This is a genomic window from Jannaschia sp. L-14R (assembly GCF_056857695.1).
In genome coordinates this window covers 643,563-669,585 of sequence record NZ_JBSXNP010000011.1, presented here as the reverse complement: position 1 = coordinate 669,585, position 26,023 = coordinate 643,563, and the positions used below count along the sequence as shown (strand labels likewise).

General features: G+C 57.9%; 23 protein-coding genes. 8 read left to right on the top strand and 15 right to left on the bottom strand.

All coding sequences use genetic code 11. The annotated features are described in order from the left end of the window. Window positions 1-101: 101 nt before the first annotated feature. From AC13C2_RS16060 to cysQ, 3 genes are all read right to left on the bottom strand, one after another. Window positions 102-1,124 (bottom strand): glycosyltransferase family 2 protein, encoded by a 1,023-nt coding sequence (locus AC13C2_RS16060; protein ID WP_482887425.1) that lies wholly within the window; start codon window positions 1,122-1,124, stop codon window positions 102-104. A gap of 6 nt (window positions 1,125-1,130) precedes the next feature. After that, window positions 1,131-2,012, bottom strand: a complete 882-nt coding sequence (galU, locus tag AC13C2_RS16055; RefSeq protein WP_482887424.1) for a UTP--glucose-1-phosphate uridylyltransferase GalU — start codon at window positions 2,010-2,012, stop codon at window positions 1,131-1,133. 66 nt (window positions 2,013-2,078) lie between these two features. Further along, on the bottom strand, window positions 2,079-2,876 hold the full coding sequence (cysQ, locus tag AC13C2_RS16050; protein ID WP_482887423.1) for a 3'(2'),5'-bisphosphate nucleotidase CysQ: 798 nt from the start codon (window positions 2,874-2,876) through the stop codon (window positions 2,079-2,081). Between the two features lie 87 nt (window positions 2,877-2,963). Between cysQ and AC13C2_RS16045 the strand changes: the two genes are divergently transcribed. After that, the gene (locus tag AC13C2_RS16045) at window positions 2,964-3,785 is read left to right on the top strand and encodes an ABC transporter permease (RefSeq protein WP_092759448.1); all 822 of its coding nucleotides are present in this window, start codon (window positions 2,964-2,966) and stop codon (window positions 3,783-3,785) included. Further along, window positions 3,782-3,976 (top strand): hypothetical protein, encoded by a 195-nt coding sequence (locus AC13C2_RS16040; RefSeq protein ID WP_482887422.1) that lies wholly within the window; start codon window positions 3,782-3,784, stop codon window positions 3,974-3,976. Before AC13C2_RS16045 ends, AC13C2_RS16040 begins: the two co-directional genes overlap by 4 nt. Before the next feature lie 5 nt (window positions 3,977-3,981). Here AC13C2_RS16040 and AC13C2_RS16035 read toward each other — a convergent pair whose 3' ends face one another. After that, window positions 3,982-4,629 carry an alpha-ketoglutarate-dependent dioxygenase AlkB family protein gene (locus tag AC13C2_RS16035; RefSeq protein ID WP_482887421.1) on the bottom strand — a complete coding sequence of 216 codons (648 nt, stop codon included), beginning with the start codon at window positions 4,627-4,629 and terminating at the stop codon, window positions 3,982-3,984. Between the two features lie 163 nt (window positions 4,630-4,792). Between AC13C2_RS16035 and dnaK the strand changes: the two genes are divergently transcribed. Both dnaK and dnaJ read left to right on the top strand, forming a co-directional pair. Beyond that, window positions 4,793-6,706: a molecular chaperone DnaK gene (dnaK, locus tag AC13C2_RS16030; RefSeq protein ID WP_092759452.1), complete on the top strand. Its 1,914-nt coding sequence runs from the start codon at window positions 4,793-4,795 to the stop codon at window positions 6,704-6,706. A gap of 66 nt (window positions 6,707-6,772) precedes the next feature. After that, complete coding sequence (gene dnaJ, locus AC13C2_RS16025; RefSeq protein ID WP_092759454.1) at window positions 6,773-7,942, top strand: molecular chaperone DnaJ; 1,170 nt, start codon at window positions 6,773-6,775, stop codon at window positions 7,940-7,942. A 63-nt stretch (window positions 7,943-8,005) separates the two neighbouring features. Here dnaJ and AC13C2_RS16020 read toward each other — a convergent pair whose 3' ends face one another. Beyond that, complete coding sequence (locus AC13C2_RS16020) at window positions 8,006-8,791, bottom strand: extracellular catalytic domain type 1 short-chain-length polyhydroxyalkanoate depolymerase (protein WP_217638775.1); 786 nt, start codon at window positions 8,789-8,791, stop codon at window positions 8,006-8,008. A 334-nt stretch (window positions 8,792-9,125) separates the two neighbouring features. Continuing rightward, window positions 9,126-11,387: an NADP-dependent malic enzyme gene (locus AC13C2_RS16015; protein WP_482887420.1), complete on the bottom strand. Its 2,262-nt coding sequence runs from the start codon at window positions 11,385-11,387 to the stop codon at window positions 9,126-9,128. Between the two features lie 81 nt (window positions 11,388-11,468). Between AC13C2_RS16015 and mutS the strand changes: the two genes are divergently transcribed. Further along, complete coding sequence (mutS, locus tag AC13C2_RS16010) at window positions 11,469-14,072, top strand: DNA mismatch repair protein MutS (protein WP_482887419.1); 2,604 nt, start codon at window positions 11,469-11,471, stop codon at window positions 14,070-14,072. A gap of 1 nt (window position 14,073) precedes the next feature. Here the strand turns inward: mutS and AC13C2_RS16005 are convergent, their stop codons facing one another. Together AC13C2_RS16005 and hrcA are read right to left on the bottom strand one after the other, a co-directional pair. Next, window positions 14,074-14,640 carry a nucleotide exchange factor GrpE gene (locus tag AC13C2_RS16005; RefSeq protein ID WP_092759458.1) on the bottom strand — a complete coding sequence of 189 codons (567 nt, stop codon included), beginning with the start codon at window positions 14,638-14,640 and terminating at the stop codon, window positions 14,074-14,076. 18 nt (window positions 14,641-14,658) lie between these two features. Beyond that, complete coding sequence (gene hrcA / locus AC13C2_RS16000; RefSeq protein ID WP_092759460.1) at window positions 14,659-15,723, bottom strand: heat-inducible transcriptional repressor HrcA; 1,065 nt, start codon at window positions 15,721-15,723, stop codon at window positions 14,659-14,661. A gap of 120 nt (window positions 15,724-15,843) precedes the next feature. On the opposite strand from hrcA, the gene rph reads away from it, so the two are divergent. Genes rph through hemW form a run of 3 tightly spaced genes read left to right on the top strand, consistent with a single transcriptional unit; the run spans window position 15,844 to window position 18,346 of the window. Further along, on the top strand, window positions 15,844-16,557 hold the full coding sequence (rph, locus tag AC13C2_RS15995) for a ribonuclease PH (RefSeq protein ID WP_482887618.1): 714 nt from the start codon (window positions 15,844-15,846) through the stop codon (window positions 16,555-16,557). Beyond that, window positions 16,554-17,186, top strand: coding sequence for an RdgB/HAM1 family non-canonical purine NTP pyrophosphatase (rdgB, locus tag AC13C2_RS15990; RefSeq protein WP_482887418.1), 633 nt, complete (start codon window positions 16,554-16,556; stop codon window positions 17,184-17,186). Before rph ends, rdgB begins: the two co-directional genes overlap by 4 nt. Beyond that, window positions 17,183-18,346, top strand: a complete 1,164-nt coding sequence (gene hemW, locus AC13C2_RS15985; RefSeq protein WP_482887417.1) for a radical SAM family heme chaperone HemW — start codon at window positions 17,183-17,185, stop codon at window positions 18,344-18,346. Before rdgB ends, hemW begins: the two co-directional genes overlap by 4 nt. Here hemW and AC13C2_RS15980 read toward each other — a convergent pair. From AC13C2_RS15980 to hemJ, 7 genes are all read right to left on the bottom strand, one after another. Next, entirely contained in the window at window positions 18,317-19,228 is a 912-nt protein-coding gene (locus tag AC13C2_RS15980) for a ParB/RepB/Spo0J family partition protein (RefSeq protein WP_339647165.1), read from the bottom strand. The genes hemW and AC13C2_RS15980 overlap by 30 nt on opposite strands. Beyond that, window positions 19,221-20,009 (bottom strand): ParA family protein, encoded by a 789-nt coding sequence (locus AC13C2_RS15975; protein ID WP_092759470.1) that lies wholly within the window; start codon window positions 20,007-20,009, stop codon window positions 19,221-19,223. Before AC13C2_RS15975 ends, AC13C2_RS15980 begins: the two co-directional genes overlap by 8 nt. Before the next feature lies 1 nt (window position 20,010). Next, complete coding sequence (gene rsmG, locus AC13C2_RS15970) at window positions 20,011-20,613, bottom strand: 16S rRNA (guanine(527)-N(7))-methyltransferase RsmG (protein WP_482887416.1); 603 nt, start codon at window positions 20,611-20,613, stop codon at window positions 20,011-20,013. Then, complete coding sequence (gene mnmG, locus AC13C2_RS15965; RefSeq protein ID WP_482887415.1) at window positions 20,610-22,478, bottom strand: tRNA uridine-5-carboxymethylaminomethyl(34) synthesis enzyme MnmG; 1,869 nt, start codon at window positions 22,476-22,478, stop codon at window positions 20,610-20,612. Before mnmG ends, rsmG begins: the two co-directional genes overlap by 4 nt. A gap of 11 nt (window positions 22,479-22,489) precedes the next feature. Further along, window positions 22,490-23,785, bottom strand: a complete 1,296-nt coding sequence (gene mnmE / locus AC13C2_RS15960; protein WP_482887414.1) for a tRNA uridine-5-carboxymethylaminomethyl(34) synthesis GTPase MnmE — start codon at window positions 23,783-23,785, stop codon at window positions 22,490-22,492. Between the two features lie 6 nt (window positions 23,786-23,791). Continuing rightward, window positions 23,792-25,114 carry a transcription termination factor Rho gene (gene rho, locus AC13C2_RS15955; RefSeq protein WP_092759476.1) on the bottom strand — a complete coding sequence of 441 codons (1,323 nt, stop codon included), beginning with the start codon at window positions 25,112-25,114 and terminating at the stop codon, window positions 23,792-23,794. 130 nt (window positions 25,115-25,244) lie between these two features. Continuing rightward, the gene (gene hemJ, locus AC13C2_RS15950; RefSeq protein WP_482887413.1) at window positions 25,245-25,682 is read right to left on the bottom strand and encodes a protoporphyrinogen oxidase HemJ; all 438 of its coding nucleotides are present in this window, start codon (window positions 25,680-25,682) and stop codon (window positions 25,245-25,247) included. Window positions 25,683-26,023: the final 341 nt, after the last annotated feature.

Sequence of the window (26,023 nt, the reverse complement as noted above, 5' to 3'; positions counted from 1 at the left end):
ATTATTCCCCAATTGGACTTTGACCATTGTTTCCATTGATAAATCAATCTGGGCACCTGCCGAAGATTGTCGCATGATTCTATTTCGCAACTGTTTACGCATCAATCCCACCCGCCCCTCGACAACAGACCGAGGCCTTCAAGCTGTTGCCAGCCATGATATCGCGTCGAAGCTTCAGTCCAGAGAACTGGGCCCGAGGCCAGAGCGTCATAGTACTCGTCATAGAGGTTTGAATTTTCAAAGTGTTGGCGACGTGACATTTCTTCGACGGATTTTGACAGAATTGTCGGCAGAAACTTGGTGTGCAGCAGGATACCCGTCGGAGCTTCGCCCCCCTGCGTGTCGTAGACATGATTCAGATATCGCGGCAGCAACGAATGCGTAGAGCTGACATAGGCATATCGTCGATTCCATCGCACCAGCGGCACTTTGGACAAGGTCGGTGCGCGGCGCGGATCGGCGCGAAAGAACGCGCGCGCACGCGGCCCGCCCTGTACCCACAGGTTCTGGAGTTTGGGCTGGCGGATGATGACGTAATTGCCGGCGTCGAAGTATGGAATGCCCGCGATAGGGTCTTTTTCAGGGTCCGACGCACCCGATCCCAGTGCCCCGCGCGGATACATGTCCAGCATCATCGCGCCCATCGTCGGCCGCCTGGTCACGTCCAGCCAATCCGTCAATGCGCGCAGATTTCGACGATCATGATGGGCGTAAACGAACAATTCATCCGCATCCAGCGTCAGGCACCAGTGGCCGTGCCCGTATCGTGCAAGCAGCACGGTCAGCCAATCGACGCCGAAGCGTGACGCCTTGTATCCATGCGGCGTGGTCCAGGTCGACACATCGGGCTGATCGGCCAGCCACTCTGCCGTCCCGTCGTCGCTGTCATTGTCGACGATCAGAAAGTGATCGATACCAAGCGCGCGGTGGTGTTGCACAAAATACGGCAGGCGGTCCATTTCGTTCCGCACCGTCGCGAAGCAAAGGATTGCGCCTGCCGCAATATCGTCGGTGCGATCACGCAGCGGTGTCAGTTGCCGTCGCTTCGCAAACGACCGAAGCAACAGCCGCCGACGTCTCCAGCGCAGCTTGTAGGCCAGCCAGAGGTCAGCAGGACGCGACATGCCAGGTTAAGTTCCGCTCAGGCTCAGATCGGACAGGAAGGCGGAAAGCTCATCCCGCAGGTCGGGCCGGGCCAGCCCGAAGGCGACCGTTGCCTGCAAAAACCCGGCCTTGGATCCGCAGTCATATCGCTGCCCTTCGAAGCGAAACCCATAGACGCCGTCGCCGTCGATCTCTCGGGCGATGGCATCGGTCAGCTGTATCTCGCCACCCGCACCGGCACCCAGCCCGGTCAGGTGCTTCATCACGTTCGGACTGAGGATATAGCGCCCGATCACGGCCAGGTTCGACGGTGCGGTCCCGGCTTCGGGCTTTTCCACCATACCGCGCACCCTGGAGGTTTGACTATCCGTGCTATCCACATCCAGGATACCGTAGGATGAGGTACGGTCCGGCGCGACCTCCATTGCGGCGACCATGCTGCCGCCGGTTTCGGCATAAGCCTCGATCATCTGGGCAAGACACGACGTTTCGGCGGCGATCACATCGTCGGGCAGGATCACGGCGAAGGGTTCATTGTGGATCATACGGCGCGCGCAGGCCACGGCATGGCCCAGCCCTTTTGCGCGGTGCTGCCGAATATAGGCGATTTGCCCCGAATCCATCGTCGTGCGCTTCAATTCTTCCAGGAGATCCAGCTTTTTCTTCTTGCGAAGTTCCTGCTCCAGGATGGGACTGTCGTCGAAATAGTCCTCCAGCGCCGACTTGCCGCGCGATGTCACGAAGATAAACTCCTTGATGCCGGCCGCACGCGCTTCGTCGATCGCATATTGGATCAGGGGCCGATCCACGAGCGTCATGATTTCCTTCGGAACCGATTTCGTAGCCGGCAGGAATCTCGTTCCCAGGCCTGCGACCGGGAAGATTGCCTTAGTGACTGTCCGCTTCATTTGACCACTCTCTCAAGTTCAGAATTCCTTATCGCGTGACACAGAAATATGCTGGATGCCTGACAATCAATGCTTTTTGAGATCGACCCCCGGAGCGAGCGCGATGAAGAACGGATTCTCATAGCCCGGCTTGCCATATGTCAGCGGTGTGTGATCGTCAAAACGCACCACCTGACCGCCCGCACCTGACAGCACGGCATGCCCTGCTGCGGTATCCCATTCCATCGTTCGACCCAGTCGCGGATACAGGTCCGCTTCGCCCGTGGCGACCAGGCAGAACTTGAGGGATGAACCTGCGGATTTCAGATCCGAGACCGCATATTTGCCGATGTAATCATCTGTTGCCTGATCGCGATGCGACTTGCTGGCCACGACCGAAAGGGCCGAATTATCCGCTTTAGAGACTGAAATAGGGGTGCAAATGCCGATCTTGTCCTGATTGAAAGGGCCCGTTTCCTCGACTGCCGTGCCATCGGCCTGGGTCCAGAACAAGCGGTCGCGGGCAGGGGCGTAGACCACCCCCCGGACCGGCGTGCCATCTTCGACCCAAGCGATATTGACGGTGAAATCGCCACGACGTTTCACGAACTCTTTCGTGCCATCCAGAGGATCAACGATGAAAAAGTTTCCAGCTTCCAGATCATGGGTCGCCGACTGTTCTTCGGTGATTAACGCAGCATGGGGGAAAGCCGCCTGCAGGCCAGCGGAAATCAGCGTGTCAGCGGCTTCATCGGCTTCGGTTACCGGACTTTCGTCTGATTTTGAACGCACTTCGAATTTTGGGTCAGCATAGATTTCCATGATGCGGTCACCTGCCTGCAACGCAAGTTTGCGAAGCGTTAACATCATTTTGTCGAATTCCATGCCTAGATCCCCCTGGAAACGCTGTCGCTGACACGGCAGGCTTATGGTAAGGTCCCGGCAAGGGGCAAGCGCAGGCAGGAAGCGTCAATGTTCAAGATCGAACGCCGGGATACGATGACGACTCGTGCGTTTACCCTGGCAGAGTTGATTTTTCATGCCACGGTCCGGCAGATCCGAAAGGGCCATTCCAGTGGCCTTCAGGCGCTGTTCATGAGCATTCTGCAATCGGTGATCTTCATCGCCGCCTTCGTCGTGATGTTCAGCGTTCTCGGACTGCGCGGCAATGCCATCCGGGGCGACTTCATTCTTTACATCATGACAGGCGTCTTTCTGTTCATGACCCACATCAAGGCGATGGGCGCCGTCGTCGGGGCCGAGGGCCCGGCTTCGCCAATGATGAAACATGCGCCGATGAACACAGTGATATCGATCACAGCAGCGGCCTTGGGGTCGCTTTATGTGCAATCGCTGTCAATGTTCCTGATCCTGTTCGGTGTCCACGTTGCCTGGAACCCGATTGTCATTGAAAATTTTGGCGGCGCGGCAATGATGTTCCTGTTGGCATGGTTTGTCGGGGTGGCCATCGGCATGGTCCTGCTCGCCTTGAAGCCCTGGGCGCCGAACTTCGTCCAGGTCGTCAATTCTATCTACAGCAGGGTGAACATGATCGCCTCGGGCAAGATGTTCGTAGCCAACATGCTGCCGGCCAAGATGTTGGCGTTCTTCGACTGGAACCCGCTGTTCCACGCCATCGATCAGTCGCGGGGATACACATTTATCAATTACAATCCGCATTACACCAGCTGGCAGTATCCTCTGAAGGTCGGTTTGGTTCTTCTGGTGATCGGCCTGATGGGTGAATTCTATACCCGCCGTCATGCGTCCCTGTCCTGGTTCGCAGGGAAATGAGGGGTTATGCTGCCGATCCTGTTCGGGGTGCTGGCTGGTTTTCAGGTCAACCCCGTGCAGGCAACGCAGGACGTCTGGCCCGCCTGTTCGACGTGGCGGCAGACGATGTGCTGAACCTGCGAAACCGGCTGTCCCTTGACGCAGTCTTCGGCGAGCAGGTCCTGTCGGGATGCTGCACGCTCGCGCCGTAAGATAGTTATCTCGAAGGCACACTTGTCTCGTCACTCACCACCCGCAGCGTCAGATTGATTCGTCCTGGCGCGTCCAACAAGGTCGATGTTCCCGGCGCGACCCGGTCCACCCCATGATGCAGCAACCGCGCCGCTCCATTGAGAACCAACACATCGCCGGACCGCAGCCAGAGCGATTCGGTCTTGCCGCCGCGTTCGACATTGCCGATGCGAAACAGCGCGTCGTCACCCAGCGAGATCGATACGACCGGCTGGTTGAAATCGCCTTCGTCCCGATCCTGATGCATACCCATCCGCGCATCGGGGCCATACCAGTTGACCAGACAACTTTCCGGCGGACGTGCACCGGGCACCACAGCATCCCATACCGCGCGCACGCTGCCGGGAATTGGGGGCCATGGCACCCCCGAGGAATGCCGTGCCTCGTACCGATAGCCCCGCCGATCTGTCACCCATCCCAACAAACCGGCCGAGGTCATGCGGACCGATAATGGCTGGCCCCGTCGTGTCACAGGCACCACGAATGGGGCGGCACGAGCAATCGCGCGTACGTCTGCGACCATCGCCGCCTGCGCCACCGCATCCAGAAAGCCATCGAAAACCTGTACGCCCCGAACGTCGCGTCGCGGGTGGCTGTCTGATGTTTCCGTCAAATTCGCCCCCTTCACATCCTTGCGAGCGTAAAACCCCCTCCTTATATACCCCCTGATCCGCGGGCGGGCAGTTTCCGACCGCAACGATTTTAACCTGGGATTAGGGCTGGGGCGCCTGAGAGGGCTCCGGTTCGAGCAAATCGCCAAGAGAGGACTATTCGAAATGGCAAAAGTCATCGGTATCGACCTCGGGACCACCAACTCCTGCGTCGCCATCATGGACGGGTCGCAACCCCGTGTGATCGAAAACGCGGAAGGGGCCCGCACTACGCCGTCCATCGTCGGCTATACGGAAAACGAGCGTCTGGTGGGCCAGCCCGCCAAACGTCAGGCCGTCACCAACCCTGAAAATACCATCTTCGGCATCAAGCGTCTGATCGGTCGCCGGTTCGACGATGAGCATCTGAACAAAGACAAGAAGAACCTGCCGTTTAACGTCGTCTCCAGCAATGGTGACGCCTGGGTCGAAGTGCGCGGTGAAAAGTATTCCCCCGCTCAGGTCAGCGCGCTGATCCTTCAGAAGATGAAGGAAACGGCCGAATCGTATCTGGGCGAAGACGTCACGCAGGCCGTCATCACGGTTCCCGCGTATTTCAACGACGCCCAGCGTCAGGCCACCAAGGACGCGGGCAAGATCGCCGGTCTGGAAGTGCTGCGTATCATCAACGAGCCGACGGCGGCCGCGCTGGCCTATGGTCTCGACAAGAAAGAAACGCGCACCATTGCGGTTTATGACCTTGGCGGCGGTACGTTCGACGTAACCATTCTGGAAATCGATGACGGCCTGTTCGAGGTCAAGTCGACCAACGGCGACACCTTCCTGGGTGGCGAAGATTTCGACATGCGGATCGTGAATTACCTCGCCGAGGAGTTCAAGAAAGAGCATGGCACCGACCTGACACAGGACAAGATGGCCCTTCAGCGCCTGAAAGAGGCGGCGGAGAAGGCCAAGATCGAGTTGTCTTCGGCCAATCAGACCGAGATCAACCAGCCCTTCATCTCGATGGGATCCAATGGTCAGCCGCTGCACATGGTCATGAAGCTGACCCGTGCCAAGCTGGAATCGTTGGTCAGCGATCTGATCAAGGCGTCGATCAAACCCTGCAAGGATGCGCTCAAAGACGCGGGCCTGTCCACGTCGGATATCGACGAAGTCGTTCTGGTCGGCGGTATGACCCGCATGCCCAAAGTTGTTGAAGAGGTCACCAAGTTCTTCGGGAAAGAGCCGCATAAAGGCGTGAACCCCGATGAAGTCGTGGCTCTGGGTGCCGCCATTCAGGCCGGTGTCTTGCAAGGCGACGTCAAGGATGTGGTCCTGCTGGACGTGACTCCGCTGAGCTTGGGGATCGAGACTCTGGGTGGTGTGTTCACTCGTCTGATCGACCGCAACACGACGATCCCGACCAAGAAATCCCAGGTCTTCTCGACCGCCGAGGATAATCAGAACGCTGTCACAATCCGGGTCTTCCAGGGTGAGCGCGAGATGGCGTCCGACAACAAGATGCTCGGAAACTTCAACCTCGACGATATCCCGCCCGCCCCGCGCGGCCTGCCGCAGATCGAAGTGACTTTCGATATCGATGCCAACGGCATCGTGTCGGTCAGCGCCAAGGACAAGGGCACCGGCCGCGAGCAGCACATTACAATCCAGGCGTCGGGCGGTCTGTCGGATGAAGACATCGAACAGATGGTCAAGGATGCTGAGGCGAATGCCGAAGCAGACAAGGGACGTCGTGAGTTGGTCGAAGCCCGGAACCAGGCCGAAAGCCTGATCCATTCGACCAAGAAGTCCTTGGAAGAGCATGGCGACAAGGTCGATCCGTCCACCGTCGAAGCGATCGAGCTAGCCGTCACTTCGCTGGAAGAGTCGATGGACTCGGAGGATGCCGGCAAGATCAAATCCGGTATCCAGAACGTATCCGAAGCCGCGATGCGTCTGGGCGAGGCGATCTACAAAGCCTCGGCTGCTGCCGAAGAAGGGGATGAAGCCGCACCGGCCGATGGTCCCCGCGACGAGAGCGAGGATGAGATCCTGGATGCCGATTTCGAGGACCTCGACGATGAGAAGCGGGCCTGATCGTCTTTTGAATGACAGACAAGGCCGGCCCCAAGCGGGCCGGTCTTTTCGTTGGAGACCTGAGTAATGGCGAAACGTGACTACTACGAGACGCTCGGCGTGTCGAAGGGGGCCGGGCCGGACGAAATCAAAAAGGGGTTCCGGGCCAAGGCCAAGGAACTGCACCCGGACCGCAATTCCGACAACCCGAACGCCGAAGCGCAGTTCAAGGAAGCGAACGAAGCCTACGACGTCCTAAAGGACCCCGAAAAAAAGGCTGCCTATGATCGCTTTGGTCATGCCGCATTTGAGGGCGGCATGGGCGGTGGTGGCCATGGTGGACCGCGTCGCGGACCTGCGGGGGCCCAGCAAGGAGACTTTGCCAGCGCGTTCTCGGACGTGTTCGAAGACCTGTTCGGCGACTTCATGGGTGGCCAGCCCGGTCGCGGTGGTGGTGGTCGGGCGCGTGCGACCCGTGGCTCGGATCTGCGATACAACATGCGGATTTCGTTGGAGGAAGCCTTCGCCGGACAGCAAAAGACAATTACCGTTCCGACCGCCGTGCAGTGTTCCACCTGTAACGGCAAGGGCACCGAAGGCGCATCCGAACCCGCGACCTGTCCGACCTGTTCGGGCATGGGCAAGGTGCGTGCCCAGCAGGGTTTCTTCACTGTCGAGCGCGCCTGCCCGACCTGTTCGGGCGCGGGCCAGATCATCAAGAACCCGTGCAAGGTCTGCGGCGGCGGTGGACGCGTTGAAAAAGAACGGCAGTTGTCGGTGAACATCCCCGCCGGCGTCGAAACCGGCACCCGTATTCGCTTGTCCGGCGAGGGCGAGGCGGGGTTGCGCGGCGGGCCAACCGGCGATCTGTATATCTTCATCGACGTAGCCGATCATCCGATTTTTCAGCGCGACGGTGTGAACCTCTATTGTACGGTCCCGGTCTCGATGACCGCCGCGGCCCTTGGGGGCGAAGTAGAGGTGCCGACCATCGATGGCGGACGCAGCCGGGTTAAGGTGCCAGCCGGGTCGCAGACCGGGCGACAGATGCGCCTTCGGAGCAAGGGGATGCCCGCGTTGCGGGGCGGCGGCTCGGGTGACATGATGATAGAACTGGCCATCGAGACGCCGGTCAACCTGACGTCCCGCCAGAAGGAACTGTTGAAGGAGTTTGACAAGATCGACGCCGACAACAATCCGCAAGGCGACAGCTTTTTCCGAAAGGTCAAAGGCTTCTGGGATGGAATGACGCAGTAGCGCCATCGAATATGATACGGCGAAGGGCACCCTTGGAACAGGGTGCCCTTCTTCTTTGATATTCTAGGTGATCGAAGCCTCGCGGAAGAACCGCACCATCTCCGCCGTTGCATCGGGTCCGGCGGGGTCGGCATAGCTGCCGGAGTGGTGACCGCCCGACCACGCATGACCCAACCCCTCAACCTGCCATAACTCGGTCGCCAGGGTTTGACCGCGTTTGGCTGCGCGCGAGACGGTGACACGGCGCCCGTTCGCAGTGACCTCGCTGCGGTCGGCATCGGTCATATCCGGCGGCAGGAAAGAAGCACCATTGACAGGTGCGACGGTGCTGTCTGCCGTACCATGGAAGACGATGGCGGGAACGGCCAGTGGCAGCACGGCATCGCCCCCGGATCGCATCGCACCGAAAGCCGACATCACGTCCTGCGCAGACCCGACCGGCAAACCGGAGTGGATGCCAACCGAAGCGAAGACTTCGGGATAATGCGCACCCAGAATGGCGGCCATCGCGCCCCCGGCTGACAATCCGGCAACGTGAACCTTGCGGGTTCCACCGATCCGGGCAAGCACGTCGCCGACGACCGACACGATCGCCGCAGCCTCTCCGGCACGACCCTGATGATACGGCTCGAACCAGTTCCAGCAGCCATTGGCGTTCGCAGCGCGCGATTGCTCGGGCCAGATGACGTGCGCACCAATGGCTTCGGCGGCGGCATTCATCCGGGTACCTGCGGCAAAATCTTCGGGTGTCTGGGTGCAGCCGTGCAGCATGACGATCAGTGGCGCGTCGTCGGATGGAGTGGATGGCGAAAAGAGACGGTAAGGAAGCAGTCCTGTTTCGCGGACCATGCCAGTATCGGCTACGACCCGTCTGGGTCGTACCGCCTTGCCGCGCTTTGGCTTCGGAGACGGGGCACCATCAGGCAGTGCGCGTGACACGGGGGTGACATCCCGCATCGGCATCTCTTCCTGAAACGTTCCGGTCGGGGAACCGCGAAGAAGAGATTGGATCTTGTCCGTAGCGTCCCCGAGACGGCCAGTACGAACTAGGTCCAGTATAGTTTTCATCTCTGCCATCGAAGCCTCCTGACAGGTGTTTGTCTTTGCAGACGTCCCTGCCAAAAAATATGCCGCAATGCAGCATTATCAAGTGCAGGTGCAGCATAATACTTATGAACACCGGTCATCCGCCTACTCGACAGGCAGCCAGCAATGCCATGTTCAGAATATCCGACGAAGTGGAGCCGGTGGATGCGATCTGGACCGGACGGTCAATTCCGGTCAGGATCGGCCCGATGACCGTCGCTCCCGCCATTTCCTGCATCAGCTTGACGGAAATCGACGCCGAATGGCGTGCCGGAACCACCAGGACGTTTGCCGGTCCGGTGAGACGCGAAAATGGATAGTTGGCCGCGACTTCGGCGTTCAGGGCGACATCGACAGTCATTTCGCCCTCAAACTCGAAATCGACCCCACGCGCTTCCAGAACAGCAGGCGCGCGGTTCATTTTTTCTGCGCGCTCGCTAACTGGGTATCCGAAAGTAGAAAAACTGACGAAGGCCACGCGCGGTTCCATTCCAAGCCCACGAGAAACGCGCGCGCCCGCCTCGGCGATCGTGGCGAGGTCTTCAGGCTCGGGCCATTCATGGACAAGCGTATCGCCGATCAGAACGATCCTGCCCCGATGCAGCAGAGCGGTGATGCCAACCGCCTGAGGGTTGTTCTGAATATCGAACACATGATCCAGAAGGCGAATTGCATGCGCCGATTTTCGGGTTGCGCCGGTGACCAGTCCGTCACCATGCTCGTGCGCCAACATCAAAGCCGCAAAGACATGGCGATCCCTGCTGGCCAGACGATGAATATCCTGCGCATCGAAGCCTTGGCGCTGCAGACGTTTATAGAGGTATGTCTTGTATTGATCGAGGTGGCGGGTATTGGCCGCATTGATTACCTCCAGCTCGCGAACGGCATCTCCTAGGCCCGCCGTCTCCAGCTTGGCCCGCACATCCTCGTCGCGTCCGACGATCAAAGCCTTGCCATATCCGTTGCGTTGATAGGCGACGGCGGCGCGCAGCACTCGGGGGTCGTCGCCCTCGGCAAAGATCATCCGGGCCTGAGCTTGGCGCGCACGGGCGGAAATACCCTGAACGATAGTCGCTGTCGGGTCCATCCGTGCGGCCAGATCGTGGGTATACCGCTCCATATCGACAATCGGACGCCGTGCGACGCCGGTGTCCATGCCAGCGCGCGCAACGGCGGGCGGGATCACATGGATCAATCGCGGATCGAAGGGCGTGGGGATGATATAGTCTCTGCCAAAGGACAATTTACGCCCATAGGCCATCGCAACCTCATCCGGAACGTCTTCACGGGCCAGGGCTGCCAGCGCCTCCGCGCATGCGATCTTCATCTCATCGTTGATGGCGCGGGCGTGGATGTCCAAGGCACCCCGGAACAGATAGGGAAAGCCCAGTACATTGTTGACCTGGTTGGGGTAATCGCTGCGTCCTGTCGCCACGATGGCGTCGGGGCGGACGGCATGTGCCTCTTCGGGCGTGATCTCGGGGTGGGGGTTCGCCATTGCGAAAATCACAGGGTTTTCCGCCATGTCAGAGACCATTTCAGGTGTAACCGCACCTTTGGCCGAAACGCCCAGAAATACATCTGCGCCTTTCATCGCCTGATCCAGCGTGCGTAAGTCGGTCTTGATCGCATGCGCCGACTTCCACTGGTTCATTCCTTCGGTCCGGCCCTGCCAGATCACACCTTTGGTGTCGCACATTACGCAATTCTCATGTCGCGCACCCATCGTCTTGAGCAGCTCCAGGCAGGCGATTCCTGCCGCACCGGCCCCGTTCAGGACAATCTTGACGTCTTCGATTTTCTTGCCGGAAATGTGCAACGCGTTGATCAACCCGGCGGCGCAGATCACGGCGGTGCCATGTTGATCGTCGTGGAAGACGGGAATATCCATCGCCTCTTTCAGCTGGCTTTCGATCATGAAGCATTCGGGCGCTTTGATGTCCTCGAGGTTGATGCCGCCGAACGACGGGCCCATCAGCTTGACGGCGGCCACGAAGGCGTCGACGTCTTCGGTATCGAGTTCGATATCGATCGAGTTCACGTCGGCGAAGCGTTTGAACAGCACCGCCTTGCCTTCCATTACCGGTTTCGACGCCAGCGCGCCCAGATTGCCCAGTCCCAGCACGGCAGTGCCGTTGGAAATCACCGCCACCAGATTGCCCTTTGTGGTGTAATCGTAGGCCAAACTCGGGCTTTTCGCGATTGCTTCACAGGGGACGGCGACGCCGGGGGAATAAGCCAGCGACAGATCGCGTTGCGTCGCCATCGCGGTGGATGCATTGATCTCGATCTTTCCCGGTCTGGGATCAAGATGGTAGGCAAGCGCCTCCTCATCGGTGATTTTTGTGCGCCCGGTCATGATGTTCCTCCCCATGGTTCAGATGGTGTAGCGGAGGTCGGCGCAGGGAGATAGGTTGCCTGGACGACCAAGGGGGCCTTCATGTCAGTCACGCCGATGATGGCGCAATATCTCGCGATCAAGGCAGAAGCGCCCGAGGCGTTACTGTTCTATCGTATGGGCGATTTCTACGAACTTTTCTTCGATGACGCAGTCGCCGCGTCCGCCGCACTCGATATTGCACTGACCAAGCGCGGGCAACATCTGGGGCAGGACATCGCGATGTGCGGCGTACCCGTCCATTCCGCCGAAAATTATCTGATGACACTGATCAGAAAGAGTTTTCGCGTGGCGGTTGCTGAACAGCTCGAATCACCGGAAGACGCCAAAAAGCGTGGGTACAAGTCGATCGTCGCGCGCGGCATCGTGCGGCTTGTCACACCCGGAACGTTAACCGAAGACACACTGCTGGACGCGCGGGCCCATAACTACCTTGCCGCTTGGTGCGAAGTGCGGGGTAAAGGGGCGCTGGCCTGGGCCGATATCTCCACGGGCGCGTTCCATGTCGCGGGGTGTCCGCGCGTGCGGTTAGGGCCGGATCTGGCGCGGCTGGGTGTTGCTGAGGTGGTGCTGGGCGAAAACTCGGGCGTCGAAGGCATAGTCGAGGAGCAGGGTGCCGCCGTCACACCGCTGGGGCGCAGCGCATTCGACTCAGGTTCGGCTGAAGGGCGATTGAAAGCCTTGTTTGACGTGGGATCACTGGATGCCTTCGGGACGTTCAGCCGGGCGGAGCTTGGCGCGATGGGTGCGCTCGTCGAATATGTCGAGCTCACGCAGCGCGGCAAACTGCCGTTGATGCGCCCGCCGCGCCGCGAAGCCACGTCCGAATTGATGGCCATTGATGGTGCCACCCGACGCAACCTGGAGTTGACGCGCGGGGCAGGCGGAGGACGAGACGGATCGCTTCTCTGGGCTATCGACCGGACGGTGACTGCGGGCGGCGGGCGTTTGCTGGAACGGCGCCTATCCGCACCTTCAACGGTCGAGGCGGTTATAAAGGCGCGGTTGGACGCGGTGAGCTGGGCGGTCACGAATGACACCATGGGAAACGATATCCGTAGCCGCTTGCGACATGCGCCAGACATGGATCGCGCCCTGTCGCGACTGTCTCTGGATCGAGGCGGGCCGCGCGATCTGGCGGCCGTTCGCTGTGGTTTGGAGGCCGGGGAAGCGTTGTTTTCCTATTTATCAGAGACTGATTTGCCACTCGATATTTCGGACATGATTGGGCAGGACGCACTGCTATCCCTGCTGAGTGCCGCGCTGGCCACCGAACCGCCGCTGCTTTTGCGTGACGGCGGCGTAATCGCCCCCGGATATGACGCCGATCTGGACGAAGCCCGGAAGCTGCGCGACGAAGGGCGCGGTGTCATTGCCGCCTTGCAGGCGGAGTATGCCAAAGCGACCGGGATCACCTCGCTCAAGGTCAAACATAATAATGTACTGGGGTATTTCATCGAAACGACTGCGACGCATGCCGACAAGATACGCGCCGACGAGCGGTTTATCCATAGACAGACGACGGCCAATCAGGTGCGGTTCACGACCGTCGAATTGTCCGAGTTAGAGACTAAAATTCTGAATGCGGGCGGGCGGGCACAAAGCATAGAGGACCGCATCTTCGCCGAATTGTGTGCGCGTGTTCTAACTGCATCCAACGCGATTTTCGGAGTTGCCCGTACATTGGCCGAACTGGACGTCGCAACCGCTTTGGCCGATCTGGCGCGGGGCGAAGGCTGGACACGCCCGAGGGTCGATAGCAGCCAAGCCTTCGATATCGATGCTGGTCGCCACCCTGTGGTGGAACGCGCCCTCAAACGCGATGGCGCACCGTTCGTAGCCAATGACACACGCCTGACCGCCGAGAACGGCGCAGCAATCCGCCTGCTCACCGGACCGAACATGGCAGGCAAGTCGACGTGGCTGCGGCAGAATGCCCTGATCGCAGTGCTGTCCCAGATGGGTAGTTTCGTGCCCGCAGACGCAGCACATATCGGTATCGTCAGCCAATTGTTCAGTCGTGTCGGCGCGTCTGACGATTTGGCGCGGGGGCGCTCCACGTTCATGGTCGAGATGGTCGAAACGGCGGCGATCTTGAATCAGGCCGACGAACGCAGCTTCGTCATTCTGGATGAAATCGGACGCGGAACTGCCACGTATGATGGCCTGTCCATTGCCTGGGCCACCATGGAGCACCTGCACGACGTGAATCGCTGCCGCGCCTTGTTTGCCACGCATTACCACGAGATGACGGCGTTGTCGGGCAAGCTGTCGGGGGTTGAGAATGCCACCGTCGCGGTGCGCGAATGGGACGGCGAAGTGATTTTTCTGCACGAAGTGCGGGACGGGGCCGCGGACCGGTCTTATGGTGTGCAGGTCGCGAAGCTGGCGGGCCTTCCAGAAGCAGTCGTTGCCCGCGCACGCGACGTGTTGCAGGCACTGGAGGAGGGGGAGCGGGCAGGGGGAGCGAATCCCCGTGCGTTGATTGATGATCTGCCGCTCTTTTCCGCGACACCTGCCTTCGCACCCGCACCGAAAGCGAAAAGCGCGGCCGAGGACCGGCTGCGCGATGTACTTCCAGACGAGCTGACGCCGAAAGAGGCGCTCGATCTTCTGTATGAGCTGAAACGACTGGCCGACGGCTGACCTATACCGGGGTGGATGACACTCCGACCTGCGCTGGCCTGAGCAGGCGATCATGTAGCATGAACCCCTCGGCGGCGATCTGAATGATCTCGCCGGCCTTGGTGCCGGGCAGGGGTGCCTCGAACATCGCCTGATGGATTTGCGGGTCGAACTTGTCGCCCACTTCGGGAGCAATCAGGGTAACGCCGTGCTTGTTGAACACATTCAATACTTCTTTCAGCGTCAGTTTCACGCCTTCGATCACACCATCCTCCGCTTCTCCGGCGGCATCCAATGCGCGACGCAGATTGTCGTAGATCGGCAGCATGTCCCGTGCCAGACGGGAGGAGCCGTATTGTTCGGCCTCGACCTTGTCGCGGGCGGCACGCTTGCGCACGTTTTCGGCCTCGGCCAGCGCACGCATCAGTCGATCGTGTATTTCGTCCCGTTCTGCAACAATAGCCTCGACCGTGGCGCGACCCGATTTGGGCGCAGCCTCCGGCTCTTCCTCCATTGCGGCATCGAGATCGAACTCCTCTTCCATCATTTCGGGATCGTCGAGGAACGCGTCTTCCTTCGGCTCGGCCATTCTTAAACCTCTTGCGAGTTATCGTTTGGGACCGGACAACATGCGTCCGACCAACTGTGCTGTGTAGTCCACGATCGGAACGATCCGACCGTAATTCAGGCGGGTTGGGCCGATCACGCCGACCGCGCCCACGATTTTGCGATCCGCGTTCATATAGGGTGAAACAACCAGAGATGAACCGGAAAGTGAGAAGAGTTTGTTCTCAGACCCGATGAAAATGCGCACACCTTCGCCATCTTCCGTCAAAGACAGAAATTCAGTGATGTCGCGCTTGCGCTCAAGATCGTCGAACAGGGTACGAATACGTTCCAACTGCTCGTCATCGCCGCCGTGTTCCAGCAGATGCGACCGACCCCGCACGATCAGACGTTCCGATCGCTCGCCCTCATTCTCCCAGGCAGCCAGGCCCTTTTCAATCAGGTCGTGTGCCAACACATCGATTTCACGGCGCCGCTCGTTGACTTCCCGCTGCATCAGGTTTTGCAGATCGGAAATCGTGCGCCCCTCGATCAGGGCGTTCAAAAGATTCGCTGCCTCGCGTATCGAACTGGGCGTCTGCCCGGCGGGCGGCACAAAAATGCGGTTCTCGACGTGTCCATCCGCAAAGACCAGCACAACCAGTGCACGGTCGGGAGCAAGTGAGACGAACTCGATATGCTTGATCGGAGCTTCGCGCTTGGGGGCCAGAACCAGCGATGCGCCTTTGGTGATACCCGACAGCGCGCTTCCAACACGGTCCATCATCGCGGTCACGTCGTCTTCTGAGGTCCCGACACTCGCTTCGATCCGGTCGCGGTCGTCATCACCCAGATGCGCCTCCAACAGGCCATCGACGAACATCCGAAGACCCGCCTGGGTAGGAATGCGACCGGCGCTGATGTGCGGGGCCTGCAACAGTCCCAGAATTTCCAGATCCTGCATGACATTGCGGATCGTGGCGGCAGAAACCTGCTCGCTCATCGCACGGGTCAGGGTGCGGCTGCCAACCGGGTCGCCGGTGCCCAGATAGCCCTCGACGACGCGGCGGAATACTTCGCGTGATCGGTCGTTCATTTCAGACAGGGTCTGGGCGTTGGAATTCATGGCGCTTTCTTTGAAGGGGCGTCCGGGATGTATGCAACCCTAGGCCCATGGTCAATCGCAGGGTTGCACCTGTTCCGAGGCAGAGGCATGTCGGACGCAACCCAGATCAGGAGAAATATGATGCGACCCTCGGGACGAGCCCTCGATCAGATGCGAGATATTTTCATCGACACGGACGTCACCATGCACGCCGAGGGGTCTTGCATGATCCGTTGCGGCAACACGCATGTGCTGTGCACGGCGTCACTGGAAGAACGCGTACCGCCCTTCCTGCGCAATACCGGGCAGGGCTGGGTGACTGCAGAATACGGCATGCTGCCCCGAGCCACTACAACTCGGATGCGGCGTGAGGCCACAACAGGCAAGCAATCGGGGCGGACGCAGGAAATTCAGCGTCTGATCGGGCGGTCACTGCGTGCTGGAATTGACCGGAATGCCCTTGGCGAGAGACAGATCACCATTGATTGCGACGTCATACAGGCCGATGGCGGGACAAGGTGTGCGGCGATCACCGGCGGATGGGTCGCCCTGCGTCTGGCGATCAACAAGCTTATGAAAGCCGGCGATATCGTCACCGATCCGATCATCGATCACGTCGCCGCCGTCAGCTGCGGCATCTATGCCGGCCAATCGATTCTGGACCTCGACTACCCTGAGGATTCCGAAGCCGGAACAGATGGCAATTTTGTCATGACCGGCGACGGTCAGATGATCGAACTGCAGGCCAGTGCCGAGGGCGCAACCTTCAGCAAGGATCAGTTTGGCGAACTGATGGCCCTTGCCGACAAGGGTGTGGCCGAATTGGTTGCCGCGCAGAAAGCCGCCACTGCGTGAGACGGTTCGAAGGCAATGAACTTCTGATTGCGACTCACAACGCAGGCAAACTGGCGGAGTTTCAGACGCTGTTGGCCCCGTTGGGCATCGCCTGTCGATCGAACACAGATTTCAACCTGCCAGAGCCGGAGGAGACCGAGGAAACTTTCGTCGGCAATGCGCGCATAAAGGCGAAGGCCGCCGTCGATGCGACCGGCCTGCCCGCATTGGCAGACGATTCGGGGATCGAGATCGCCGCACTGGGCGGTGCTCCGGGCGTACGTACTGCCGATTGGGCCGAAACCGGGTCTGGTCGCGATTTCAAGCTGGCCATGACCCGTGCCTGGACAGAATTGGAAGCGAAAGCCGCGCCCGAGCCGCGCAACGCCCGGTTTTGCGCCACGCTCTTGTTGATGTGGCCAGATGGGCATGAGGAAGTCTTCGAAGGCCACCTGAACGGGCGAATTGTCTGGCCGATGCGCGGCGCGGAAGGCCATGGTTACGACCCGATCTTTTTGCCCGATGGACTCGATCAGACTCTGGGCGAGATGTCGGCCGAAAAGAAGAATACCATCAGCCACCGGGCTGTCGCCTTGCGCAAGATGGCGGGCTGTTTCAGGGGCACCACAGCTGGATCGCTGGACGAATGACCGAAAACTGGCAAAGGGCCGGGTTCGGTCTTTATATCCATTGGCCATTCTGCGCGGCGAAGTGCCCCTATTGCGACTTTAACAGCCATGTCACGACCATGGTTGACCAGGTAAGGTGGTGCAACGCGCTGCTCCGGGATCTGGCCCACTGGGCCGGTAAAACGGAAGGCCGCGTCCTGACCTCGATTTTCTTCGGTGGTGGAACGCCCTCAATGATGCCGCCCGATACAGTCGCCGCCCTGATCGACGCTGCGCGGCGACATTGGACCCCTGCGAACGATCTGGAAATCACGCTGGAGGCGAACCCCACATCTGTCGATGCCGCGCGGTTTGCGGGTTATGTGGATGGAGGTGTAAATCGCTTTTCTGTCGGGCTTCAGGCCTTGAACGACGATGACCTGCGCGCTCTGGGCCGCCTCCATACTGTAGCCGAGGGACGGCGCGCCTTCGACATTGCCCGCGACCTGACCGACCGCGTGTCCTTCGACCTGATCTATGCGCGGCAAGGTCAGGCGCTTGCCGACTGGCAAACTGAATTGAACGCTGCCCTGAAGATCGCGGGTGAACACCTTTCGCTTTATCAGCTGACGATCGAGGACGGCACGGCCTTTTCTGCCCGGTATGCCGCCGGGGGGCTTGCTGGATTGCCCGACGAAGACCTTTCCGTCGATCTATACGAGCTGACACAGGATCTCTGCGGTGCCGCCGGTTTGCCGAGATACGAGACCTCCAATCATTCTCGACCGGGTCGGGAATGTCGGCACAATCTGATCTATTGGCGAGGGGGCGACTGGGTCGGCATCGGGCCAGGCGCACATGGGCGCCTGTCTTTGTTCGATGGCAGATGGTCGACCGTGGCCGAGAAAATGCCGCAGGCCTGGCTGGTGCAATCCGAAATGGTCGGGACCGGCAACAAAGCGATGAATATCCTTCCGCAGACCGATATTTCCGATGAATATGTGATGATGGGCCTGCGGACGCGGGAGGGTATGGATCTGGCCCATCTGGACCGCATCGGCGGCCGCCTCGATCCGGCAGGACTGGCGGAAATGGTCGGGGATGGCCATTTGCAGCTGCACGACGGATGGCTCAAAACGACCGAAAGCGGTGCTTTGCTGTTGAACGCCGTCTTACGGAAGATCGTCGCGGTCGATCCCTGACGACAGCAAGGCGCAAAGCCTGTCCAGTTGCTCCAAGGACCGATAGCGGATTGAAAGGCGTCCGCCCTCTTCACCACTCGCATGATCAATGGACACGCCGAGACCCAACGCAGCAGCAAGATCGCCTTCCAGGGCGCGCGTATCCGCGTCTTTCTCCGTCGGGGACGCAGCGGCGACTCGCTTGCCCTTTGGCTCGGACGCACCGCGCGCAAGACGTTCGGTCTCGCGGACGGAAAGACCGCCATTCACGACCTGGCGGGCCAAAGCTTCCGGATTCGGCGCGTTGATCAGGGCGCGGGCATGCCCAGCGGATAATGTACCTTGTCGCAGAAGATCTTGAACTGCGTCCGGTAGTTTGAGAAGGCGCATCAGATTTGCGATGTGACTGCGCGATTTGCCAAGAACCGTGCCTAGCTGTTCCTGCGTGTGGCCGAACTTCTCCATTAGCTGCCGAAAGCCTAACGCCTCCTCGATTGCGTTCAGATCGGCCCGCTGAATGTTCTCTATGATAGCGATTTCCAGCACTTCAATGTCGTCCAGATCCCGCTGGATGACAGGAACCTCGTGCAGCCCGGCCCGCTGCGCCGCCCGCCAGCGTCGCTCTCCCGCAACAATCTGGTAATCGCCGGACACTTTAGGATCGGGGCGAACGATCAGCGGTTGAAGAATGCCTTTTTGGGAAATCGAGGCAGCCAGGTCAGACAGATCTTCCTCATCAAACGTGCGCCGAGGCTGATCCGGATTCGGATGTATTTTTTCGATCGGGACGAAAGCTTCGCTCGATATGGTTTGCATGGCCATATCCGAAGCCGAAACGCCAACGTCAGCCATCAATGCCGACAAGCCACGCCGCATTGCTCGTTTTTGTGGTGCGTCAGACATCAAGCCCCTCAACCATTTGATTTTTATTAATAAGTTCTGACGCAAGACTCCGATAGGCTATTGCGCCACGACTTGTGGGGTCATAGTTCAACACTGGCATGGCATAGCTAGGCGCCTCACTCAGACGAACATTTCGCGGAATTTTAGTCTCGAAAACCAGATCACCAAGATTCTGTCGCGCATCTTCCTCGACTTGGAGACAAAGATTGTTGCGACGGTCAAACATCGTCAGAACTATTCCCTCCAACCGCAGATCAGCGTTTGCTGTGCTTCTGACCTCCCGAACTGTCAGCAATAGCTGTGACAGACCTTCCAGAGCGAAGAACTCCGCCTGTAAAGGGACGAGCACGGTGTCAGAAGCCACAAAAGCATTTAAAGTAAGTAGGTTAAGGGACGGCGGACAATCGACGAGAATATAGTCGTACGGAGCGTCACGCAGCCGCAGCGCTTTGCGAAGGTGCATCACACGTCTGGCACTATTCATGAGCTCTGTATCGGCGGAGCTCAGATCCATCGTTGCTGGAATAATCCATAGATGTTCGACACTTGTCTCAAGTGCGATGTCGAGAGGTGACGCTTCGCCTAAAATTAGGTCATAGGTACTTTGTCCACGAACCGACTTTGAAACGCCTAGCCCAGTGGACGCATTTCCTTGCGGGTCAAGGTCGACAAGCAGAACGCGATGGCCGCGCATAGCGAGTGCGGCTCCCAGATTTATCGCAGTTGTCGTCTTGCCGACACCACCCTTCTGGTTCGCGATACTAATGATTCGCGCCTTCATATCATGCTCGATTCAGGTTTTGGGCATGCAGAATGACGGACTCTTCATCGGTCTGACTATTCAGCACATCCAAATCATAGACCCATTCTTCGCGAGCCGCCAGAACCTCTTCCCGCCATGTTCGGCCTTTGGGAAATAGATAATGGCAGCTATCACGTGCATGCGGCTTCGCAAGATTAAAAAGTGTGCTCAATGATGCCACCGCGCGTGCGCTGATGACATGAGCATTGATTGGCGGAATCCGCTCGATGCGTTCGTTGATAATTCTCACATTGAGGCCCAGCTCTCGCCGGACAGTATTCAGGAAGGCACACTTCCGAGCATCGCTTTCAACCAAGACGACATCAATCTGATGCCCCATGCATGCGGCAACCACGAGGCCTGGAAAGCCGCCCCCACTACCAATGTCAAGCCATGGTCCCGACTCGGGTCGGTGTGCGTTGGCAATTTCGAGAGAATCTTCAATATGACGCCTACGAAGATCGCGCAGACTTGCTTTGGAGACTATGTTGATGCGTGGCGACCATTTTCGAACCAGGTTTTCAAGTTGCTCAAGAACGTCCTGTGTTTCACGTGAAACAATTTGCTGTCTATGATCCGTCACGCGGAACGGCGTTCTTGTCGACGCACGGCCGCAAGGATCGCCACAGTGGCCGCAGGTGTCATCCCTTCGATCCGACCGGCCTGAGCTACAGTTTCTGGTCGCACGTTAAGAAGCTTTCCGAGTAGTTCTGTCGATAGGCCGTTGATGGCTGCATAGTCCATATCACACGGAATCAAAACGCCTTCTCCAGCCTTCAGAGCTTGAATTTCTCGATTTTGACGCACAGTATAATTTGCATAAAGCGCATCTCGCGCCACTTGAAGCTTAGTTTTAGAACTATGCTCATCCAGTTCCGGGACGATATTTTCAAGCAGCGGCAATAGATCAGAACCAAGCCCCAGAGCTTCGTATCCTGACTTTGCTGGGCCGCCCGATCGAATATTGAACCCCGCGGCAGACAATCTTGCACTGGAAATGGATTTTTCTTTCAGTACATTAGCGCAATGGTCTATCGCATCACGCTTCTGCGAAAAATGCGCCCAGCGGCGATCGGAAATGCAGCCTATCTCACGACCAAATGGCGTAAGGCGTTGATCCGCATTATCAGCACGCAGCGAGAGTCGGTATTCTGCACGTGAAGTGAACATCCGATATGGCTCGGATACGCCTTTTGTCGTGAGATCATCGATCATGACACCGATATAACTTTCCGACCGAGAAAAAGTTACACCAGATTTACCGGAAGCTTGCAGAGCAGCGTTCAGACCAGCAACGAGACCCTGCGCGGCTGCCTCCTCATATCCAGTCGTTCCATTAATCTGACCCGCCAGGTAAAGCCCATCCATTGACCGCATCATCAATCCTGACGTCAGGCAACGTGGATCAACGTAATCATATTCAATTGCATAACCGACTTGCGAAATCTCCGCTCGTTCAAGGCCCTCAATTGTATGAACGTAATCTTGCTGAACATCTTCGGGAAGAGACGTCGAAATTCCGTTAGGATAGACCAGATCTGTCGAAAGTCCTTCTGGCTCGAGAAAAATCTGATGAGATGACTTTTCAGAAAACCGGACGATTTTATCCTCGATCGATGGACAATAACGAGGACCGGTTCCATCGATCATTCCACCATACATCGCTGATTTTTCAAGATTATCGCGGATGATATCGTGGGTTCGCTCGTTTGTGTGAGTGATGGCACAGGAAATCTGCTGCACAAATGGCTTGTCGTGCAGAAAAGAAAACATTTCCGGATCGTCATCGCCATCTTGGCGTGGCAACACATCCCATCGGATTGTACTTCCCCGAAGACGCGGCGGCGTCCCGGTTTTCAAACGGCCCAATTCAATCCCAAGATCAATGATTTGATCCGCAAGGCGCGTCGATGCCTTGGCATTCATACGGCCACCTATGATCTTACGATCCCCAATATGGATAAGGCCTTTGAGAAATGTGCCGGTCGTCAGAATCACTGTATCCGACGTTATTCTTGCGCCATTGGCTAAAATGACCCCACGCGTCTTTTTCCCATCTTCAAATATTAGCGCCGTCACTTCACCTTCGACAAGTGTCAGGTTTGGGTGTGACTCGATTTCTTTGCGCATGACACTTTGATACAATGCTCGGTCCGCCTGGACCCGCGGACCTTGCACCGCGGGACCCTTGCGACGATTCAAAAGTCGGAATTGGATCGCCGCGCGGTCGGCAACGCGTCCCATCACTCCATCCATAGCGTCGATTTCACGAACCAGGTGACCCTTACCCAGCCCACCAATTGCCGGGTTACAGGACATTATTCCCAGGTCATCAACTTTGAAAGACACCAGTGCCACTGAACAGCCCATACGCGCGCCGACGCATGCAGCCTCGCATCCTGCGTGACCGCCTCCAATGACGACGATGTCATAGTCCTGATGTTTCACGTGAAACAAACCTATTTACCGATGCAGAAAGAAGAAAAAACTTCATCTAAAATTTCGTCAATATCAACCCCGCCGATAATTTCGGATAGTGCACTTGCGGAATCTCGCAAGGACAAAGACATCAGTTCAGGTTCAACATCAGACATCTTTGCCTGTACTTCGACCATGATCGAAAGTGCCACATCGAGTGACGCACGATCCCGCTCGCGGGATATTAATCCGGCATCAGGAATCCGTTCAGAAAGTATGGTACCTATGCACAAAAGCAGCCCCGGTATACCCGCTCCGGTACTGACAGATATAGCGTTGGCATCGCCATTCAGATCACCCTTGGATCGGATCACTATGTCCTGATCCAAGACAGGTACATCCCAGGTCGGTGGAGTTGCTTGCTCATACAGGAAAATGCGCAAATCTGCAGATTTTGCGCGAGTGATAGCCCTGTTTACGCCAATCAGTTCAACTTCATCTGATGTTTCTCTAAGCCCGGCCGTATCTAACAGCGTCACAGGCAAACCATTGATATCACACCTAACTTCTACAATATCACGTGTTGTTCCGGCTACTGCAGTCACGATAGCAGCATCTGAATTGCTCAGGGCATTCAAAAGTGACGATTTTCCAGCATTTGGCTCTCCCACCAATGCCACCTCGAATCCTGTCTTCAATCGCGCCACCGATCTCACAGTTTCAAGTTCGGCTGAAACGCTCTCAATCACTCCGGAAAGAAGCATCGAAACTTCACGGGAAACATCCTCAGGTACATCCTCGTCAGCAAAGTCGATCGTCGCTTCAACCAGAGCGATGGCCCGCAACAAATCTCGTCGCCACCCTTCGACCCGACGTGATACTTCGCCGTCCAGAACACGCATAGCATGACGTCGCTGCCCTTCCGTCTCCGCATCAATGACATCCGCAAGACCTTGAACTTGGGTCAGGTCCAGCCTTCCATTCATAAGAGCACGGCGCGTGAATTCTCCGGGTTCCGCCATGCGAAGCGATGGCATCCGCTCCAACTCCATCAGAACCGCGCGTACGACGGCGACACTCCCATGAAGATGCAGTTCGATGACATCTTCGCCGGTAAAGCTTGCACCACGTTCAAAAAACAGGACAAGCGCCTGATCCAGAATGTCGCCCTCAGAATCTCGTAATGTAGCGAGGCGGCTAGACCTTGGTACAGGTGGTGACACGCCCATTGCCGTCAGCGCAGCGCAGCTTTCTGGCCCGGAAATCCGAACAATCGCGACCCCCGCCTTGCCCTGCGCCGTGGCCAGGGCAAAGATTGTATCTCCGGCCCCGGTCACCTTGGATCAGGAATTCATAGAGTCGAAGAAATCCGCGTTGGTCTTCGTCTGCTTGAATTTTCCGATGAGAAATTCAATCGCATCAGTTGTGCCCATCGGATTCAGGATCCGCCGCAACACGAAGGTTTTCTGCAGGTTCTTGGGATCGACCAGCAGCTCTTCTTTTCGTGTGCCCGATTTCAGGATGTCCATCGCCGGGAAAACACGCTTGTCGGCGACCTTGCGGTCCAGAACGATCTCGCTGTTGCCGGTGCCCTTGAATTCTTCGAAGATCACTTCGTCCATCCGGCTGCCTGTATCAATCAGCGCCGTTGCGATGATCGTCAGCGATCCGCCTTCTTCGATGTTCCGCGCCGCGCCGAAAAACCGTTTCGGCCGCTGCAGGGCATTCGCATCGACACCACCCGTCAACACCTTGCCCGAAGATGGTACAACCGTGTTGAAGGCCCGGCCCAACCGAGTGATCGAATCCAGCAGAATCACGACATCCCGCTTGTGTTCGACCAGACGCTTGGCTTTCTCGATCACCATTTCACTGACCGCGACATGCCGCGTTGCCGGTTCGTCGAACGTCGAGGAGATAACTTCCCCCTTCACCGACCGTTGCATGTCTGTGACTTCCTCGGGCCGCTCGTCGATCAGCAGAACCATCAGATAACACTCCGGATGGTTCGTTTCGATCGACTTTGCGATGTTCTGCAACAGCACGGTCTTACCTGTCCGAGGGGGCGCAACTATCAGAGAACGCTGACCTTTTCCGATAGGCGCAACCAGGTCAATGATCCGGGCGGATCGGTCTTTGATGGTTGGGTCCTCGATTTCCATCTGGAACCGCTCATCGGGATATAGCGGTGTCAGGTTATCAAAGCTGACCTTGTGCTTGGCCATTTCCGGATCGGCAAAGTTGATCTTCACCACTTTGGTCAGGGCGAAATATCGTTCATTCTCGTCGGGCGCCTGGATGATGCCATCGACAGTATCGCCGGTTCGAAGCGAATGCTTCCGGATTACGTCAGGCGACACGTAAATATCGTCCGGGCCTGACAGATAATTTGCCTCGGGCGACCGCAGGAAGCCGAAGCCGTCCTGCAAGACTTCCAGCACACCTTCACCGGAAATTTCCCATCCTTCGTCTGCCCGTTCCCGCAGGATCGAGAACATCATCTCACCCTTGCGCATAGTCGAGGCGTTTTCAATCTCAAGCTCTTCCGCCATATCGACCAGCGCCTTGGGTGACATAGCTTTGAGGTCACGCAGGTTCAGTTGCTCGGGCGGTCCGTCGTTATCGTCTTCGGGACGGGTATCGTCGAGGATGTCGTCATCGCGCATGGCAAAGCTCCGCAGCGGAAGGGCATAGCGACCCAAAGGGTGCAGCCGTATTGGTCTTCGGGAAATCGGTAACCGGACCAGGACGGTCCACCGTTGGCAGCCAGTTAGGCATCTGATCTCCCCAAGTCAATCAGAACGGTCGTACGATAACCGAAATAACGATGATGATCATCAGAACCGTCGGCACTTCGTTCATCAACCGATAACTCCGCCCAGTGGCCACTGCCGTCCCCGCCGCCAACGCCTTGCGCTGCCCCCCACACCACATGTGAAATATGGTCATCCCGATTACGCTGATCGCCTTGATCCAGGGCCAGACCTCGCCCCAATCGACGCCGCCCATTCCGACGATGGACAGGCCGAAGACCCATGTCGCAATCATCGCCGGAGTCATTATCGCCTGCAGCAGACGGCGTTCCATCACCTCCAGCACCGGGATCATCTGCGGCACTGCGTCCCGTTGTTCGACATGATAGACGAACAATCTCGGTAGATAGAAAATCCCCGCCATCCAGGCGATCACCGAAATGACATGCCCCGCCTTCAACCACAGATACAGATCGTTCATCGGTCCCGCCTTTCGCCTTACTTCCTAACAATAAGAAAGAAAGAAAAAAGGATGATGTTGTATGTAGGGGCAGTGGATATCGGGGATTAAATTCTCCGCACAACACAGTCCACAGATCGGTATTCCGATCTGCGGCGACAGACAATCCGGTGGATAAGCTGTCAAGTTTGCAACCATGCATGTGAGTGGCGGTGTGTATCGTTTTGGGGAGATCCCAGAACATCGCAGGGGAGGAATCGTCGGGCCTCACAGCTCGGGCCAACCGACAGGTCGCGTGCAAAAGATCTCGACAGTGGCGGAGAAACCGGCGACTTGTCCTCAGACAGTGCAGGGTCCAATCC

What these genes read in the sequence shown, in the direction of transcription:
- AC13C2_RS16060 (WP_482887425.1), bottom strand. Translation starts at nt 1,124, where the DNA reads ATGTCGCGTCCTGCTGACCTCTGGCTGGCCTACAAGCTGCGCTGGAGA.
- galU (WP_482887424.1), bottom strand. Translation starts at nt 2,012, where the DNA reads ATGAAGCGGACAGTCACTAAGGCAATCTTCCCGGTCGCAGGCCTGGGA.
- cysQ (WP_482887423.1), bottom strand. Translation starts at nt 2,876, where the DNA reads ATGGAATTCGACAAAATGATGTTAACGCTTCGCAAACTTGCGTTGCAG.
- AC13C2_RS16045 (WP_092759448.1), top strand. Translation starts at nt 2,964, where the DNA reads ATGTTCAAGATCGAACGCCGGGATACGATGACGACTCGTGCGTTTACC.
- AC13C2_RS16040 (WP_482887422.1), top strand. Translation starts at nt 3,782, where the DNA reads ATGAGGGGTTATGCTGCCGATCCTGTTCGGGGTGCTGGCTGGTTTTCA.
- dnaK (WP_092759452.1), top strand. Translation starts at nt 4,793, where the DNA reads ATGGCAAAAGTCATCGGTATCGACCTCGGGACCACCAACTCCTGCGTC.
- dnaJ (WP_092759454.1), top strand. Translation starts at nt 6,773, where the DNA reads ATGGCGAAACGTGACTACTACGAGACGCTCGGCGTGTCGAAGGGGGCC.
- AC13C2_RS16020 (WP_217638775.1), bottom strand. Translation starts at nt 8,791, where the DNA reads ATGGTCCGCGAAACAGGACTGCTTCCTTACCGTCTCTTTTCGCCATCC.
- AC13C2_RS16015 (WP_482887420.1), bottom strand. Translation starts at nt 11,387, where the DNA reads ATGACCGGGCGCACAAAAATCACCGATGAGGAGGCGCTTGCCTACCAT.
- mutS (WP_482887419.1), top strand. Translation starts at nt 11,469, where the DNA reads ATGTCAGTCACGCCGATGATGGCGCAATATCTCGCGATCAAGGCAGAA.
- AC13C2_RS16005 (WP_092759458.1), bottom strand. Translation starts at nt 14,640, where the DNA reads ATGGCCGAGCCGAAGGAAGACGCGTTCCTCGACGATCCCGAAATGATG.
- hrcA (WP_092759460.1), bottom strand. Translation starts at nt 15,723, where the DNA reads ATGAATTCCAACGCCCAGACCCTGTCTGAAATGAACGACCGATCACGC.
- rph (WP_482887618.1), top strand. Translation starts at nt 15,844, where the DNA reads ATGCGACCCTCGGGACGAGCCCTCGATCAGATGCGAGATATTTTCATC.
- hemW (WP_482887417.1), top strand. Translation starts at nt 17,183, where the DNA reads ATGACCGAAAACTGGCAAAGGGCCGGGTTCGGTCTTTATATCCATTGG.
- AC13C2_RS15980 (WP_339647165.1), bottom strand. Translation starts at nt 19,228, where the DNA reads ATGTCTGACGCACCACAAAAACGAGCAATGCGGCGTGGCTTGTCGGCA.
- AC13C2_RS15975 (WP_092759470.1), bottom strand. Translation starts at nt 20,009, where the DNA reads ATGAAGGCGCGAATCATTAGTATCGCGAACCAGAAGGGTGGTGTCGGC.
- rho (WP_092759476.1), bottom strand. Translation starts at nt 25,114, where the DNA reads ATGCGCGATGACGACATCCTCGACGATACCCGTCCCGAAGACGATAAC.
- hemJ (WP_482887413.1), bottom strand. Translation starts at nt 25,682, where the DNA reads ATGAACGATCTGTATCTGTGGTTGAAGGCGGGGCATGTCATTTCGGTG.